The organism is Variovorax sp. OK212, from assembly GCF_900112425.1.
Taxonomy (GTDB): Bacteria; Pseudomonadota; Gammaproteobacteria; order Burkholderiales; family Burkholderiaceae_C; genus Variovorax.
Genome location: NZ_FOLP01000002.1, coordinates 318,206 through 331,842 on the forward strand (window position 1 = coordinate 318,206; position 13,637 = coordinate 331,842).

At 66.9% G+C, this 13,637-nt stretch carries 16 protein-coding genes; 1 reads left to right on the plus strand and 15 read right to left on the minus strand.

What is annotated here, in order from left to right; translation table 11 throughout:
* Positions 1-28 precede the first annotated feature (28 nt).
* The 12 genes from BM004_RS08070 to BM004_RS08130 form a co-directional block, all read right to left on the minus strand.
* On the minus strand, positions 29-1,018 hold the full coding sequence (locus BM004_RS08070) for an ABC transporter substrate-binding protein (protein WP_093212434.1): 990 nt from the start codon (positions 1,016-1,018) through the stop codon (positions 29-31).
* Between the two features lie 35 nt (positions 1,019-1,053).
* The gene (locus tag BM004_RS08075; protein WP_256219825.1) at positions 1,054-1,902 is read right to left on the minus strand and encodes an ABC transporter permease; all 849 of its coding nucleotides are present in this window, start codon (positions 1,900-1,902) and stop codon (positions 1,054-1,056) included.
* Positions 1,903-1,938: 36 nt separating this feature from the next.
* A complete protein-coding gene (locus BM004_RS08080; protein WP_093212438.1) occupies positions 1,939-2,709 on the minus strand; it encodes an ABC transporter ATP-binding protein in 771 nt (256 codons plus the stop codon).
* A gap of 587 nt (positions 2,710-3,296) precedes the next feature.
* A complete protein-coding gene (locus BM004_RS08085) occupies positions 3,297-5,264 on the minus strand; it encodes a relaxase/mobilization nuclease and DUF3363 domain-containing protein (RefSeq protein WP_093212440.1) in 1,968 nt (655 codons plus the stop codon).
* A gap of 328 nt (positions 5,265-5,592) precedes the next feature.
* A complete protein-coding gene (locus BM004_RS08095; protein WP_256219826.1) occupies positions 5,593-6,129 on the minus strand; it encodes a S26 family signal peptidase in 537 nt (178 codons plus the stop codon).
* A complete protein-coding gene (locus BM004_RS08100) occupies positions 6,126-6,635 on the minus strand; it encodes a DUF2840 domain-containing protein (RefSeq protein WP_093213038.1) in 510 nt (169 codons plus the stop codon). Before BM004_RS08100 ends, BM004_RS08095 begins: the two co-directional genes overlap by 4 nt.
* A gap of 77 nt (positions 6,636-6,712) precedes the next feature.
* Positions 6,713-6,961 (minus strand): chromosome partitioning protein ParB, encoded by a 249-nt coding sequence (locus BM004_RS08105; RefSeq protein ID WP_093212446.1) that lies wholly within the window; start codon positions 6,959-6,961, stop codon positions 6,713-6,715.
* A complete protein-coding gene (gene parA / locus BM004_RS08110; protein ID WP_093212448.1) occupies positions 6,958-7,599 on the minus strand; it encodes a ParA family partition ATPase in 642 nt (213 codons plus the stop codon). The genes BM004_RS08105 and parA overlap by 4 nt, the downstream gene beginning before the upstream one ends.
* Positions 7,600-7,879: 280 nt before the next feature.
* Complete coding sequence (locus BM004_RS08115; protein WP_093212450.1) at positions 7,880-8,761, minus strand: replication initiator protein A; 882 nt, start codon at positions 8,759-8,761, stop codon at positions 7,880-7,882.
* A 20-nt stretch (positions 8,762-8,781) separates the two neighbouring features.
* Entirely contained in the window at positions 8,782-9,114 is a 333-nt protein-coding gene (locus BM004_RS08120) for a helix-turn-helix domain-containing protein (protein WP_093212452.1), read from the minus strand.
* A gap of 100 nt (positions 9,115-9,214) precedes the next feature.
* Entirely contained in the window at positions 9,215-10,018 is an 804-nt protein-coding gene (locus BM004_RS08125; protein ID WP_093212454.1) for a DUF2285 domain-containing protein, read from the minus strand.
* Between the two features lie 228 nt (positions 10,019-10,246).
* Entirely contained in the window at positions 10,247-10,594 is a 348-nt protein-coding gene (locus BM004_RS08130; protein ID WP_093213040.1) for a DUF2958 domain-containing protein, read from the minus strand.
* A 238-nt stretch (positions 10,595-10,832) separates the two neighbouring features.
* Between BM004_RS08130 and BM004_RS08135 the strand changes: the two genes are divergently transcribed.
* Positions 10,833-11,120, plus strand: a complete 288-nt coding sequence (locus BM004_RS08135) for a helix-turn-helix domain-containing protein (RefSeq protein ID WP_093212456.1) — start codon at positions 10,833-10,835, stop codon at positions 11,118-11,120.
* 46 nt (positions 11,121-11,166) lie between these two features.
* On the opposite strand, the gene BM004_RS08140 is transcribed toward BM004_RS08135, so the two are convergent.
* From BM004_RS08140 to BM004_RS08150, 3 genes are all read right to left on the minus strand, one after another.
* Positions 11,167-11,514 (minus strand): DUF2958 domain-containing protein, encoded by a 348-nt coding sequence (locus BM004_RS08140; RefSeq protein WP_093212458.1) that lies wholly within the window; start codon positions 11,512-11,514, stop codon positions 11,167-11,169.
* 612 nt (positions 11,515-12,126) lie between these two features.
* The gene (locus BM004_RS08145; protein WP_093212460.1) at positions 12,127-12,432 is read right to left on the minus strand and encodes a DUF736 domain-containing protein; all 306 of its coding nucleotides are present in this window, start codon (positions 12,430-12,432) and stop codon (positions 12,127-12,129) included.
* A gap of 583 nt (positions 12,433-13,015) precedes the next feature.
* Positions 13,016-13,465, minus strand: coding sequence for a thioesterase family protein (locus tag BM004_RS08150; RefSeq protein ID WP_093212462.1), 450 nt, complete (start codon positions 13,463-13,465; stop codon positions 13,016-13,018).
* Positions 13,466-13,637: the final 172 nt, after the last annotated feature.

The following is a 13,637-nucleotide window of genomic DNA, read 5'->3' on the forward strand; positions in this document are numbered from 1 at the left end:
CATGCTTCGTCGCAGTGGTCCGGCCGTGTCAACGTGCGGCCGCGCGGACGAGGGACCGGTCAATGATCGGCTTGGCAATGAGCTGCTCGTAGACCGGTTGGCTCTTGAGGTTGCCTAGCGCGATCTGCGTTTCCATGGCCACGCGCAGGGCATCTGGCGAAATCGCGACCGAGGTGGCATAGACCTTCTCGTCGAGCATGCGCTTGACCGCCGCCTCGACCACCTGGGGCTCGACGGAGGGGAACTCCTTCTTGGCGATAGCCACGGTTTCCGAGGGATGCGTCTGCATGAATCGCATGGACTGCTCCAGCGCGGCGACGAAGCGCTCGGCGGTATCGGGGTCAACGGACTTGCGCGCGGAGATACCCGAGAGCAGGTAGGGGCCGTACTGCTGCGGGAAGCTATGGATGACCTTGAAGCCCCTGGCGACGGCCTGTTCGAGTGCGGGCTGGTAGAAGACGCCCACACTCGCCTGGCCCGCCAGCAGCGGTCCCAGCTCCGCACCAGCCTGTACCTGCTTGATGCTGATCTTCGTGGTGGCCGGGTCGATCTTGCTGTCACTGAGCAGCTTGTTCAATAGCGAGGTGCTGGCGATCGGCATCATGCCGGTGGAGACGGTCTGTCCTGCGAAGTCCGCTGGACCGCTGTACTTGAGATCGGGAGCTGCGGCGATCCAGACCGCGGCGCGGTTGACGATGCCCGCGACCACCTGCACGTCCGCACCCTTGGAGGCCGCGATTGCGGTCCATTCCGGCCCGTGCAGCGAGAAGTCGGCGCTGCCGGAAATGACAGCCGACAGCGCCGCATTCGGCGAACCCGCGGTCTGCTTCGTGACGACGAGGCCCTGCTTGTCGAACAGACCCTGGTCCATTGCCACGTACAGCGGCAGGAACATCACGGACTGGAACAGCTGGGAGATCACCACCTTCTTAGGGGCCTGCGCGGTGGCGGGAACGGCCAGGGCCAGCGCCATGGCGCAACCCAGGGCGACGCTAATTTGCTTGAGGGAGAGTTTCATGAGTGCACCTTGATGAAAAAAGGGACGGAGAGTGATCAGACGTTCAGGTTGCTGTGGTGCGTGTCTTCCTTCCACGGCAGCAGCTTGCGTTCCGCGTAGTCGACGACGAAGTAGAGGCTGAAGCCGATGACCATCAGCATGAATAGCCCCGCCCACACGGTGTTGAGGTCGTACAGGCCGGAGGCGGTGAAGATCATGTGACCCAGGCCGTGCTCGGAGGAGATGAACTCGCCGACCACGGCGCCCACCAGGCCGAAGCCGATGTTGATGTGGAAGGTCGCGATGATGGCCGGCAGCGAGGACGGAACGATCACCTTGAAGAAGATCTCCCGCTTGCCCGCGCCCAGAGTGACCAGCAGCGTCTGGAAGTCCAGGTCGGCATTCTTGGCCGCCTGGTAGGCTGCGATCAGCGCGACGATCGAGGTCAACGACACGGCCAGCGCCACCTTGGAGATCAGGCCGGTGCCGAACCACAGGATCACGATCGGGCCGAAGGCGATCTTCGGAATACTGTTGATGGCGATGATGAAGGGCTCGGTCAGCCGCGCGATGAAAGGCGAGTACCACAGCGCCAGCCCGAGCACCGAACCCATCACGGTCCCGATGGCGAAGCCCAAAATGGCTTCGAGCACGGTGTAGCCGCTGTCGGTCCAGAGCTGGCCGCTCGTGGCGCCGCGCAACAGGGACTTCCAGATCTCCGCGGGAGATCCGACCATGAAGGACGAGATCCAGCCCGCATCGACGCCCAATTGCCAGGCCCACAGGACGACGCTCGCGGCCAGGAGCTGCAGCAGCGAGCGTCCCCAGGGGTTGTCGAAGCGGTTGCGGACTTTGGTGTTTTTGCGGGGCGCGGCGGTGGCGGCGGGCGGCATTGTGCTGGTCATGACGTGGCTCATGGTGAGTTCCTGGATTGCTTGTGATCAGTGCTTGCGCGTCTGGATGTCCAGCTCCGCGCAAAGTTGGTGGAAGTAGCCCGAGAAGTTGGCGTGACTGCGCGCGCCGATGGGCGACTTCTCACCGATGTCGATGTCGTAGACCTGTTTGACGTGCGAGGGTTTGCCGGCCAGCACCACCACGCGCTTGGACAGGGCGACGGCCTCGTCGATGTCATGGGTGACCAGGATCACTGTCTTCTTGAAGGTATCGACCGCGTCGAGCAGCACGCCTTCCAGGTACAAGCGGGTCTGGTAGTCAAGCGCCGAGAAGGGCTCGTCCAGCAGCAGCACGTCAGGGTCAGAGATCAGCGTGCGGATGAGTGCCACGCGCTGGCGCATGCCACCCGACAGGGTCTTGGGGTACGCGTTCTCGAAGCCTGCGAGGCCGAAGGTGTTGAGGTACTCCATCGCGTTGGCGCGCGCCTCGCGCAACGGCAGCTTCTGCAACTCGGGCGCCAGCATCACGTTCTGAAGCACGGTGCGCCAGGGGAACAGCAGGTCGCGCTGCATCATGTAGCCGACCTTTCCGCGCAGACCGGTCACCTGTTGACCGCGGTAGGTGATTTCGCCCGTGTCGGGATCGGTCAGCCCGGCGATGATGTTGAAGACCGTGGTTTTGCCACAGCCGCTGGGGCCGATGATGCTGACGAAGTCCTGTTCGTTGACGTCGAAGGTCAGGCCGCCGAGCACGTCGACGGATCCGCCCTTGGTCTGGAAGGATTTCTTGATGCCCTTGAGGCTGAGAAGCTTGTTCATGGAGGGTCCCTTTCGTGGACGGAATGCGCCTTGGGCGACCGGGGATGTCGGATGGCGATGTCGTCATGATTGCGAAGACATGGCTTGATGAAAATTGAAAGAGATGAGCGTCCGAATTGAATTTCATTCAATCCCAAGGCGTGGAGTTGAAATTGCATCAATTTGGTGAGCCATAGATGCGCTATTTCGACCGCGTGATGGTGCCGTGAAAGGGCGACGCCAACGCACGGTGCCGCTTTGGGCGGTGAAGGGTGGTCGCGATGTACTGGCGCTGAGGCGACGCAGAGGCGACGCACAAAAAAGCGACCGACGAGCCGCTTTATTTGCACTATTCCGGTGCGTGCAAGGAGGTCAAAATAGGAGGTTTCGTTGACGCCTCAGAACCGTCCATTGACTTTGCAGCCGCACTACGGTACCGCGGAGTTCGTTGTCATGTTCGATCGGAACACACAGCATCAGCTCTGCGAAAAGCCAGCCGGTATCTCAGGACTGAGTTTCTCGGGAGGGTCGGGCCGCGAGAAGGCTCGCACCCAAGATCATGCGCCCTCCTCCATGCGCGAGTAGCTGACGGTTTCGTGTTGCCTAGTTTAGGTAATCGATGGTCCGCGCTGACGCCCTAGTTCCCACGACACGCGGATACCTCGCACCGTTGCAGCCAACTGTCGGCCCAACTGTGACTCAATCACAGGTCTCCACGGCACAAGGCTGAATCCCAGGCCGTCGTCGAGCATCGCAAAGCGACCACTGGCGAGTTGGACGCTGCGCCTATAGGTCCCGACTAAGCGCTGGCCATCAGATACAGGCCGATGCACCAGACCGGTTTCGACGGCAATGCCTTGGGCTGCCACTACGATTTCACGCGCGCGCAGTGTGGATAAAAGGTTGCGCGCCAAGATCACACGCTGACCGCGCCGCTCGGCCAGCCCCTGTTCGGCGAGGAAGTCGGCCCGCTGCCGTAGCGCGCCTTTTACCTGATTGCCGAAGCCCAAATCACCCAGTCCCTTGCCACCGCCGATCAACTGCAGGTCGAGCCACGTTGCCCCGATGACCCGAGCCTGCCGCTCGATGGACAGATGCGATTTCAACTCCACCGCCACACCACCGCCTAGGCGCCGCGCGTCATACTGGCGGCCCTGCTCTGCCAAGTCGCAGGGTACGTGCCAGACACCTCCGGCCACGCGCTCCACAATGCCGGCACGACGAAGGGCTTCTAGCCGGCGCACATGGGCGGCTACCGCCTCGCGCGGGTCGCGGTCAGGCGCACCCTGACCCTGCGCGACAGCCAAGTGATGATCAGTGCGATACACGCCATCAACGGCGAGCGCGGCGATATTGCGGTCGGTGGCGCGCACGTCGACGGAGCCCTTCACTTCCACCACCGCGCCGGCGGGATACTGCTCCAGTTCCGGCCGCGGCGGCAACGCGACGTAATACGCCTTGCCGTCGATTCCGTCGATGATTAGATAGCCCTTGTCGTAGAGTTCGTCGGTCAGCCCCTTGCCGACGACAACTCCCACGATAGCGCGGCCGTCCTCGCCGGGCTGGAACACGGCCAACTCGCGTTGCCGGCCGCTCATGGCGCGCTGCATGGTGCGGATGATGTCGTCACGCTCACCCATTGCCCGGAGCGTGGACTCGGCGTCAGCGTGGATGGCCCATGTGCCGGGCTTCTGTTCGCTCGCCAGGCCCATGCGCTGCAAGCGTTGCAGGCGTCCGATCAGCATTTGCCGTTGACGTTGCAGCCTGGGCTCAGCCAGCATCTCCGGCCGCACCAGACTGTCCACGGCCTCGCGCTGCAAGGTGCGATCCAGGCCCGTCCATCGGTCTTGATCGACTTCGCGCAACATCGCGCGCTGGATCTCCAGCTCGGTACGCGGCCCCAGCCATTCGGTCGCCAATTCCGATGCCCGGTGACGCATCCCCTCGCCGATGTAGTCGCGGGCGATGATGAGGTCCTTGCCGATGTCGTCCTTGCCGCGCAGGACTACGTGCGTGTGCGGGTTGTCGGTGTTCCAGTGATCGACCGCCACCCACTCCAGTCGCGTGCCGAGGTCGCCCTCCATCCTCGCCATCAAGTGCCGGGTATAGGAGCGCAGGTCGTCTAGCTGTTCGGCGTCTTCGGGCGAGACGATGAAGCGGAACTGGTGCCGATCCACAGCGCTGCCTTCCTTGAACGCATCAAGGTCGGCGGCATCGGCCATGGGGCCGTAAGCATTGCCCGGACCGCCATGGCGATCGACACCCTCGCGCTCGATGTAGCGCAGGTGCGTGGCGGTCGAGCGAGGCCCAGCCCGTGCCAGATTGACGAGGTTTGCCTTGATCGTCACACGCCGCGCATTCGCTCCCAACCCTTGGCCAGCGAAACGGGCTGCGGCATGCCCTCGCCCCAGGCGGGCACCCGGCTGCGAACCCGCTTTCGCCATGACCCTGCCCGCCTTCCCACCGGCCTGACCAGCATGGCTGGTCTGGCGCAGCACCTTGTTGATGAACGCGTCGCCGCGCTGCCGGGGCGCGCCAGGGCGAACTCGGAAACGGTCGTCGTCGCGACTACTCACCGTGCGGCTCCATCCAAGGGGAGCGCAGCCGGGCGTGCGAAGCACCAAGTTTCGCCAATGTTGGTGCGTCCTTGCGCACCTTCGCGGCACGCCGCACCTTTTGGCGTGTGCCGCGCCACCCCCACGTGCAGACTGGCCTTGCGCGGACCGAAGTGCCGCGACCTTTTATCTTGCCCTCCGTCTTTGCCGATCGCTGGCGCGACCGGCCCCGACGGTCGGGCCAGCGATCGTCTGCACGGACGAAGCGCGATGACCGCAGGCGGCGCGGCGCAGCGCGCGCATGCCGCCTGCACGTGGATCGGCAGCGCCGATGCACGGCGGACGGCACTCATCGCGCGCCCCATGCCCACATCGGCTGCGCGCGGCCGAGCACGGCCACCGCGTCGACGGGACCGAAATAACGGCTGTCGAACGACGCCGGATTCGTCGCGCTGAGCAGGAACAGCTCGCCGGCGCGCAGCGCGCGGCAATGCGACCACAACGGCAGGCCGCGGCCCTGGCCGTCGGCGCTGCGCCAGAGGGCCACCGGCACGTCATCGACGTAGACGGTGCGCCGGACCATGCACACCCGTTGCGGCGCCATCGCCCCGATGCGCTTGAGCAGCGGGATGCGCTCGGGCAGGTAGCCGCGCTGCGCAGCGAGCGCGGCGGCCTCGGCAGGCAGGCGGGCCAGCACGATGTCGCCAACGTTCAGCGCATCGCGCGATGGCTCGAACGGCTCGATGCGATACCAGCCGCGCGGCACGCTGTCGCTCGGGTTGTAGACCCAGCGGGCTGCTGGTACGTGCAGCGCCGGCGCTACGAGCGCAGCGATGCCGACGCCCGCGCACAGCGCGAGCAGGAGGCGAGGCGCGCGCGGGCTCACCGCAGTTCCTCCCCGCACAGCCAGGCCGCATGCCGCTCGGCGCCGTAGGCCGGCAGCGGCTGGCGTGCAGCGAGGCGGTTGCCGAGCGTGCGCCAGTACGCGGGCGCAGTCTGCGACGGGTCGATGCCGAGTGCTTCGATCGCGTCGATCCGCTGCAGCACGGCCTGCACTGCGTTTTCGCCTTCGGCGCGCAACAGCAGCTGCGCGCCGGGACGAACGCCGGCGATGCGCTGCATGCGCTCGCCCGGTGTGCAGGCCTGCAGCACCATGAGCTGCCAGCGCGTCGTGCCGTAGTCGTTGGACTCCCAGCGCACACGGCAGAAGACCGCGCCAGGCGCGAAGCTCGCGCAGCGCCGCCAGCGGTCCAAGCGCAGCTCGCGCAGCGGCCGACCGAAGCGCAGGTAGAGGTTGATGCGGCGCTCGACGTAGGCGAACGAGACGCGCGTGAGCGGCGGATCGCCCGGCTTGGCGGCCGGTGCCACCGATAGGTGCGGCGGCGGGTGCATCGACGTGTCCGAAGACACGTCCGATGGCACGAACGCCGACGAGGCATCGGCCGGTCGAATGGTCGATGGCGACGCGTTCATGGCCGTTGCTCCGAGAACTCGCGCTCCAACAGCGCGCGCAGCATGTCGGCTACCGTGATGCCGCACGTGAACGCCGCGACCTTGATGCGACCTCGCAGCGCAGGCGTCACGTCCAGCGTCAGGCGCGCCGTGTAGACCTCGCCACGCACCAGCGCTGCGAGGTCGTCGCCGTTGCGCACCCAGACCTCTGCCTGCGGATCGGCCGGTGGACGGGCGCCGATGGGCACACGCTTGCCGTTCTTCATGGCGAGCCACTCCGCAGCACTTCGGCGGCCAGCGCCGCGATCTCGCGCGCTGCTAGACCGTCCTCGTCCAGTTCGCGCACGAGCCGTCCAGCGGCCACGCTGTCCGCGAAGGCGATGCGCTGGCGTACCTCGGACGACAGCGCCGGCAACGGCTGGTCGGCCAGCGCGCCGCGCGCTTCTCGGCCGATCACCGTCGTGCTGACACGCCGGTTGATGACGAAGACCGCGCGCAGCGCAGGCCGGAATACCTGCGCCTCGCGGATCAATGCGACCATCTCCGCGCTGGCCCAGACATCGTAGGGGCTGGGCTGTACGGGAATCAGCACGAGGTCGGCGGCGAGCAACGCGGAGCGCGCGAGCGCCGCGATGCGCGGCGGCCCATCGATGACGACATGATCGGCGCGGCGCGCGAGTTCGGGCGCCTCCTGGTGCAGCGTCTCGCGCGCCAGGCCGACGGCGCCGAACAGGCGCGGCAGGCCGCTCTGGCTGCGCCGCTGCGTCCAATCCAGTGTCGAGCCCTGCGGGTCGGCATCGAGCAGCAGCACGTTCTTGCCATGCAAGGCCAATTCGCCCGCAAGGTGCGTGGCGAGCGTCGTCTTGCCGACGCCGCCTTTCTGGTTGAGCAGCGCGATGATCATGGCGCGCTCCCGGCAGACCTGTCTTCTGCGTTCCTCTTGGCGAGCCTCGCGTTTTCCTTCGCGCCGTGCGTGCCGGATGCGTGCCGTGCGCCGCCGCGGCTTATCCACAGCGCGCCGCCCTCTCCTATCGTTAGGTTTTTATGAAATACGTTAGGGATTAAGTTACGGCGTGCGCAAGCTACTGTTGCGCATGGGTTTTCTGGCAATCGGCACGCCTGATAGCACGAGCGCTGCACGCCCGATAGCACGAGTGCAGGCACGCCTGATAGCACGAGCCCGTTCACCGACTGTCCACAGGCCACGCACCGTCGCCGAAGCTGCCGCCGGGGCGCAGGGGTGCCGTGGACGGCACGGGACGGAAGGCCAGCACTTCCGGGCCACGCCGCGAGCGCAGGATCGCAAGCGCATAGCCCGGCAGGGGCTGGCGCGCGACGATGCGCCGCAGGTCGCAGGCGAAGTCCGCGAAGCGGGCCAGACTGCCGGACTTGCGGTGCAGGTGCATGAAGTCGAAGCGCCAGCCCTCCTGCTGCCAGCCCGCGTGCTTGCGCACCAGGCGATACAGCCAGCGCTCGATGCCGCCAGTGAGGCGGAAGTAGTTCGCGTCGATAGTGAGCACCAGGTTGTCGTCCATCACGCCCGCGTAGAACCAGTCGGGCAGGATCAGCTCCACGCCCAGCGGCCGCCCCTGCCCGTCGGCGCGCTCCTTCCACTCGTTGATCCACGAGAAGCGGTGCAGGCGCCGCGCGTTGGGCTGGCGGATGGAGGTGGCAACACTGGTGGACTGCAGGCGGTCGAGCGCAGCCTTCAGGCGCTGGTAGTCGCGCAGCGACGTACCGCGACCCACGAAGCGGAGGATCTCGTGCGGCGTCGCGGCCATCAGCCGCGAGCTGCGCAGGCCTGCGTCGCGGGCCTCGACGATCTGGCTGGCGGCCCAGATCAGGATGTCGGCATCCCAGATCGTCGCGATGCCGTGCTCGGCCGTGCCCTCCACACGTACCGCCACCAGCCCCGCGCGGAAGTCGATCGGCACCGTGCGCCGGCTCTTGGCCAGCGAGAAGAACGGATAGGCCATCAGGTCCTGCACGTCGCGCGCGGGCATCTCGCCCGGCATGGCATGGAACAGTTCGAGCTGCTCGCGCTGCGGATCGCGCCCGACTGCCATTGGCTGCGGTTTCCATGCGTTCAACGCCCGCCGTCGCGGCGGGCGGCGCGGGATTCCATACGATGTTGCGCGTACTCGGGATCACAGGTCGCCTCAAAGCTGCGCGCATCGGCCCAGGCATCGAGGTCTGCCATCGCGTACATCACGCGCCGGCCGAACTTGCGAAACCGCGGGCCGCCCCCGATGACGCGGTGTTTTTCCAGCGTGCGCGGCGACAGCCGCAGCAACGCGGCGGCCTCGTCGTTGGTGAGGTAGCGCGGCTGCGCTGAGGCGGTCGCGGCGGTTGCGTTGGGCGACGCCGGCTGTGGCGTCGATGAAGGTGCGGCCTGCGGCCGCAACGAAACGGGTCTCATGGAATGGGCCTCCGTCGGTGCTGGTCGCCGACGGGCCAAGCGCCGCCGGATGGAGGCAGTCTCAGGAAAGCCCAGCGTCCTGAGGACGGACGTTCGAGCGTCAGCCCGAACGTCCGTCCCCGGCCGCCTCGGATTGGAGTAAGCGCCAGTAGCCGCCATCCACGAAGGCTTGGCCGCGACGAGCGAGCCGCCGCACCTGGGCGCGCATTTCGCCCAGATCGTGCCAGCGCTCGGCCACCACAGCAGCGCCGAACAGCGCCTGCGCGATCTCGCGCTGCGTGGCGCCGGCGGCAAGGCCATCCAGCGTCTGCAGGCTGCGCATGTGCAGCAGCGCGATGCGGTCGGGCCGCCCATGCGCGTGTGCATGGGCACCCGGCAACGCGACCTCGCGGCCGTCGTAGCCGTCAAAGCGCTCCATCGTGACGGTCGCAGCGCGCCAACGCTCGCGCAGCCGAGCGCCGGCCGCCAGGCCGTAAGCGTAGGCCATGCCGTGCTCGAGCGCAGGCGAGACCGCCGCGCGCAGCGCGCCCTCCGGGCGGTACGCGGTCAGCAGCAGGCGCTGGCCATCATGCGCGAGTTGCTTGCGACCCGGCATGCGCCACAGCGCGAAGACCGGCGCATCAGGTGCAGCGGCCGCGTCAGGGTGCAGCTGCGGAAGACCGTCCGGATCGGGCAGCCAAGCAGGCTGCGCCTGGCGCGCATCGCGCGCGGGGTCTTCGAGCAGGCGCAGGCCCCATCGCGCCGCTTGGCCGGCTTCGTCATCGCTGCCGCCCGCGAGCAGGCCGTAATTGGCGCGGTAGTCCGGATTGCGCCGCAGGTATTCCCAGGCCAGTGCCGGCCCGTCCAGCATCAGGACGTAGAGATATGCGGCCGACGGATGCCATTCTTTCGCGCGTGCGCCCATGACGAAACCTCCTTGCTTGCAGGTGGCGCCACGGGCAGCGGTCCGGCGATGCCACAACGGCTTCGCGGGAAAGGTCCATCAATACGGCAGTGTCGTTGCCTCGATGTTAGATGTTGGAGAGGGATGGCAGGCGATGCCGCGTGCGGCCGCCCTTGCGCCGCTGCATCAATGATACGGGGAGCAGACCTGTAGCGGCCGGCGGCCATGCAGACGCTGGGGCCGCCAGCTTCAATCGTTGATCGAGCCGTCGGCCTCGGCGCGGCGCACGTATTCGGACAGCGGACGCTGCGGCACGAAATGCGTGTCGCGCAGCACCGGCAGGTTGCGCGGCCCGCGGATGCTCTGCAGGTCGGACAGGCGCACGTGGTCCAGCCGCGGCGCTCCCATCCCGAGGTCGCACAGGCCGTAGGCCGTGTCCTCGTCGCGCGGATCGAGCTGCACCAGCAGCCAGGTGGCATGCGCATCAGGCGTGAACAGCTTGACCACCGGCCAGGGATCGGCCTGCGTTCCGCAGGCCGCTGCGTTGGCGTTGTCGAGCAGCTGGCGGCGCTGCTCCTCGGTGACAAGCGCGGTCACCGACACCCTCTCCGGGCGGAACGCGCGCCCGGAAGCGGCGCAACGGCGGCTGGTCGCTGCGTGCGTGCAGCCGTTGCCGGACGGGGTCTGGTCGGAACCATCATGTGCTGGATTCAAGGGGCAGCATAAAGCGGGCCAGCGGGATTGCAAGAGGGCCAACCCGCGAAAATGAGCCCTATAGATTGTAGCCCTATAGGTGTCCATGCGATGTCATCTTGGACTTGTCCCAAGTCCATTGATGATTCCGAAGAACTCATTTCCAACTGCTCTCCGATCCCTCCGAAAGTCCCGCGGCCTGAGCCAGGAAGCATTTTCGGACGTATCGAGCCGCACGTACATGAGTTCGCTCGAACGAGGCCTCAAGAACCCGACGCTCAGCAAGGTGGACGAACTGTGCGAGGTTATGCAGGTGCATCCGCTGACCTTGCTGGCCTTGGCCTATGGGCTCGACGCCAAAGGCGCGGACAAACTGCTCACGCGCGTGCAGCGCGAGCTTGCCGCCGTGCAGGACGGCCAGGACGCCTGATCCAAGCCAAGGCGGGCACCGCCAACGGCGGCGCCCGCAGCGCCTGCTAAGTCACGATCCGCCCAGCCAAGCGCGCTTCGCGCGCGTAGGCACTCAGCCGCTTGTCGGCACGGAAGTACAGGTCGCGCTCGACCGGCAGCCCCAGCCGGCCACGCACCGCCGCCAGCTCGGCCAAGCTCAGCCGGCCCAGCTCCGGGCAGCCCAGGCCCAAGTCGCACAGGCCGAACGCATGGTCTGGCTCGTCGGGGTCGATCTCGGTCAAGAGCCAGGTGGCGCCGGCATCCGGCGTGAACAACTTGATCACCGGAGCCGGGTCGAAGCCCTCCTCTTCGAGGGATTGCCGGCCGTTGGCCAGCAGCACGGTGCGTTGGTCGTCGGTGATTAGTGCGGTCATGGTCTTCTCCTTGGAAGGAATGCCGGGCGGGATTGCCCGGGACCGCGGAGAAGCACGGCGCAGCGCAGCCGTCAGGGTTCAGCAGACGGCCGCAGGCCGCCAGCGTGCGCAGCACGCGCAGACCTTGACGGCGAGACCGGCGTGATACGGTGGGCGGACCTGCAAGCCAGCCCTATCGCGGCCCCCGCCCCGCCCTGGCGTTTCTCGCGCGCAGCGCGAGCGCGTCAGCGATGGAAGCCGAAGGGGCGAGACGCCCGCAGCGCAGCGAGGTCGACTCGATGCGCAGCACGATAGCGCGACCCGGCCCCGCCGGGGGACGCCCGGCTTTGCGGTTCCGCACAGAAGCTCGAAGGCTCGAAGCCACATCCGTTGAAAGACACGAAGGCTCGAATTCGCCTTCTCACGAAGTCACGCACGCACAAAGACAGCTTTGCGCCTCGCATCGCATGCGCAGAACCACAAATGAACGAAGGCGGCTTCCCGCACAACATCGAAGCCACGAAGCCGCTTTTACGGAAAGCCGCCGAGACGATGGCGTCGCGGCTGAAGGCCCTGCGCTGGCAGACATGCCAACGCCCCGCCAGTGGGCGGGGCGCCGGGGGTGGACGCCGGTCAGTCGCCCTTGCTGCGCGACCAGATCAGGTTGTGCGTACCGTCCTCGGCCTCGACCAGGCGGGCGTAGATGGTCGCCGGAAACGACGGGTCATCGAGCGTCACCGACAGGTAGGGCCGGTCCGCCTTGCTGATCTTCTTCCACGCCGCGCCGATCTCGAAGTTGCCGGCGACGATGCGGTAGTCGGGAGCGTGCTCGCTCTCCTTGTCGTTCGGGACCAGCTTGACCTTGACGTTGAGCGTCAGGGTGCGGACGGTGCCGGTGAAGCCGTTGTTCTGTGCGGTGAAGGTGCCGATGTTGGCCATGATGAAACTCCTTACGGTGGTTGACTGGTCGCGCCCATCGCGGCCTTGTCGGTGATCCGAAGGGCGAGGCACGGGCGGGCTGCACCCCGCAGTGCAGCGCAGCGGAGCGAAGGGGCCGCAACAGCGTGGAGGACCGGGAGTGCCCGAAGAAATTTGTCCCGCGAGGAAGCCGCCGAACGCAGTGACAAAGGCGGGGAAATTTGTTCGGGCCGGACGGTTGCTGCCATGAAGCCCGAGGCGCAGCCGGTGCATCGCCAGGATTCACGACAAGCCAAGGCCGCCCTGGGCGCGACTGCCACCGCAAGGGGTCATGGCCGACGCACCGCCCCCACGAACACCACCGGCACCGCCTGGACCCTGTCGCCGTCAAGGTCGGCCCCGTCGACGCGAGCGAGCCGCTCCCGAGCATCGGCGCCGGCAGATTCGGCGGGGGGTGGAAAGGCAAGGCGGACCGGCCCGGCGCGAGAACCACGCCTCGGCATCATCGAACGCCGCAGGTGTTGGGACGGGGATTGCCGCACCCCTCTCTGGGCGCGCAGCGCACTGCACGCAACGCACCGCGACCTACGCCAGCCGGCAGGGGTCATGGGCTCAGTTCACGCATCGCGGTGACCTTGGCCGTGATGCGCGACTCGATGTTCTGGCGCGAAGTCGCCACGAGCGTGACGACGGCTTCGCAGACAACTTCATGCGCATCCTGCGCATGCACGCGAAAGGTGACGCTGCGGTCGCCCAGGCGTTCGACCCATCCGCGCAGCCGCAACGGTGAGCCCGGAGGGATCGGCCCCAGGTGGTCGATGCGGATGGAACGACCGACTACCACTTCCAGATCGACGTCCGTCAGCCGCTGCACCTCGCGGATGCACACGGACTCGATGACCGCGACCAGGTAGCCGGTGGCCAGACATTCGATCAGTTGCTCTGCGTAGTCCCTGCCGTGAGGCAGGCGCGAGAAAAGAGACCGTGCCGTCTGGTCGGCCGGGACGATATAGGACTCTTCGAAGAAGATCCCACTGACAGCTTGATGGTTCATGAGCGCGGTGACCGTGAGAGTGGCGAGTGCCCCATGGATGCTCGTTCGCGCGGGCGCAGTTGCACACTCGCTCCGGCGTGCCCTGGCGAACTGCGGCGGGTCTGGATGTGAAAACGCGCGCGGCACACCTGCCGCGCGCGTCGCGCTGTCGGAAAAAGCCCCGGCCCGCAGG

Coding starts and splice junctions, on each gene's coding strand:
- BM004_RS08105 (WP_093212446.1), bottom strand. CDS start 6,961: ATGAAGAACGGCAAGCGTGTGCCCATCGGCGCCCGTCCACCGGCCGAT.
- BM004_RS08080 (WP_093212438.1), bottom strand. CDS start 2,709: ATGAACAAGCTTCTCAGCCTCAAGGGCATCAAGAAATCCTTCCAGACC.
- BM004_RS08115 (WP_093212450.1), bottom strand. CDS start 8,761: ATGGCAGTCGGGCGCGATCCGCAGCGCGAGCAGCTCGAACTGTTCCAT.
- BM004_RS08070 (WP_093212434.1), bottom strand. CDS start 1,018: ATGAAACTCTCCCTCAAGCAAATTAGCGTCGCCCTGGGTTGCGCCATG.
- BM004_RS08140 (WP_093212458.1), bottom strand. CDS start 11,514: ATGACCGCACTAATCACCGACGACCAACGCACCGTGCTGCTGGCCAAC.
- BM004_RS08145 (WP_093212460.1), bottom strand. CDS start 12,432: ATGGCCAACATCGGCACCTTCACCGCACAGAACAACGGCTTCACCGGC.
- BM004_RS08150 (WP_093212462.1), bottom strand. CDS start 13,465: ATGAACCATCAAGCTGTCAGTGGGATCTTCTTCGAAGAGTCCTATATC.
- BM004_RS08125 (WP_093212454.1), bottom strand. CDS start 10,018: ATGGGCGCACGCGCGAAAGAATGGCATCCGTCGGCCGCATATCTCTAC.
- BM004_RS08135 (WP_093212456.1), top strand. CDS start 10,833: ATGATTCCGAAGAACTCATTTCCAACTGCTCTCCGATCCCTCCGAAAG.
- BM004_RS08120 (WP_093212452.1), bottom strand. CDS start 9,114: ATGAGACCCGTTTCGTTGCGGCCGCAGGCCGCACCTTCATCGACGCCA.
- BM004_RS08075 (WP_256219825.1), bottom strand. CDS start 1,902: ATGACCAGCACAATGCCGCCCGCCGCCACCGCCGCGCCCCGCAAAAAC.
- BM004_RS08100 (WP_093213038.1), bottom strand. CDS start 6,635: ATGCACCCGCCGCCGCACCTATCGGTGGCACCGGCCGCCAAGCCGGGC.
- parA (WP_093212448.1), bottom strand. CDS start 7,599: ATGATCATCGCGCTGCTCAACCAGAAAGGCGGCGTCGGCAAGACGACG.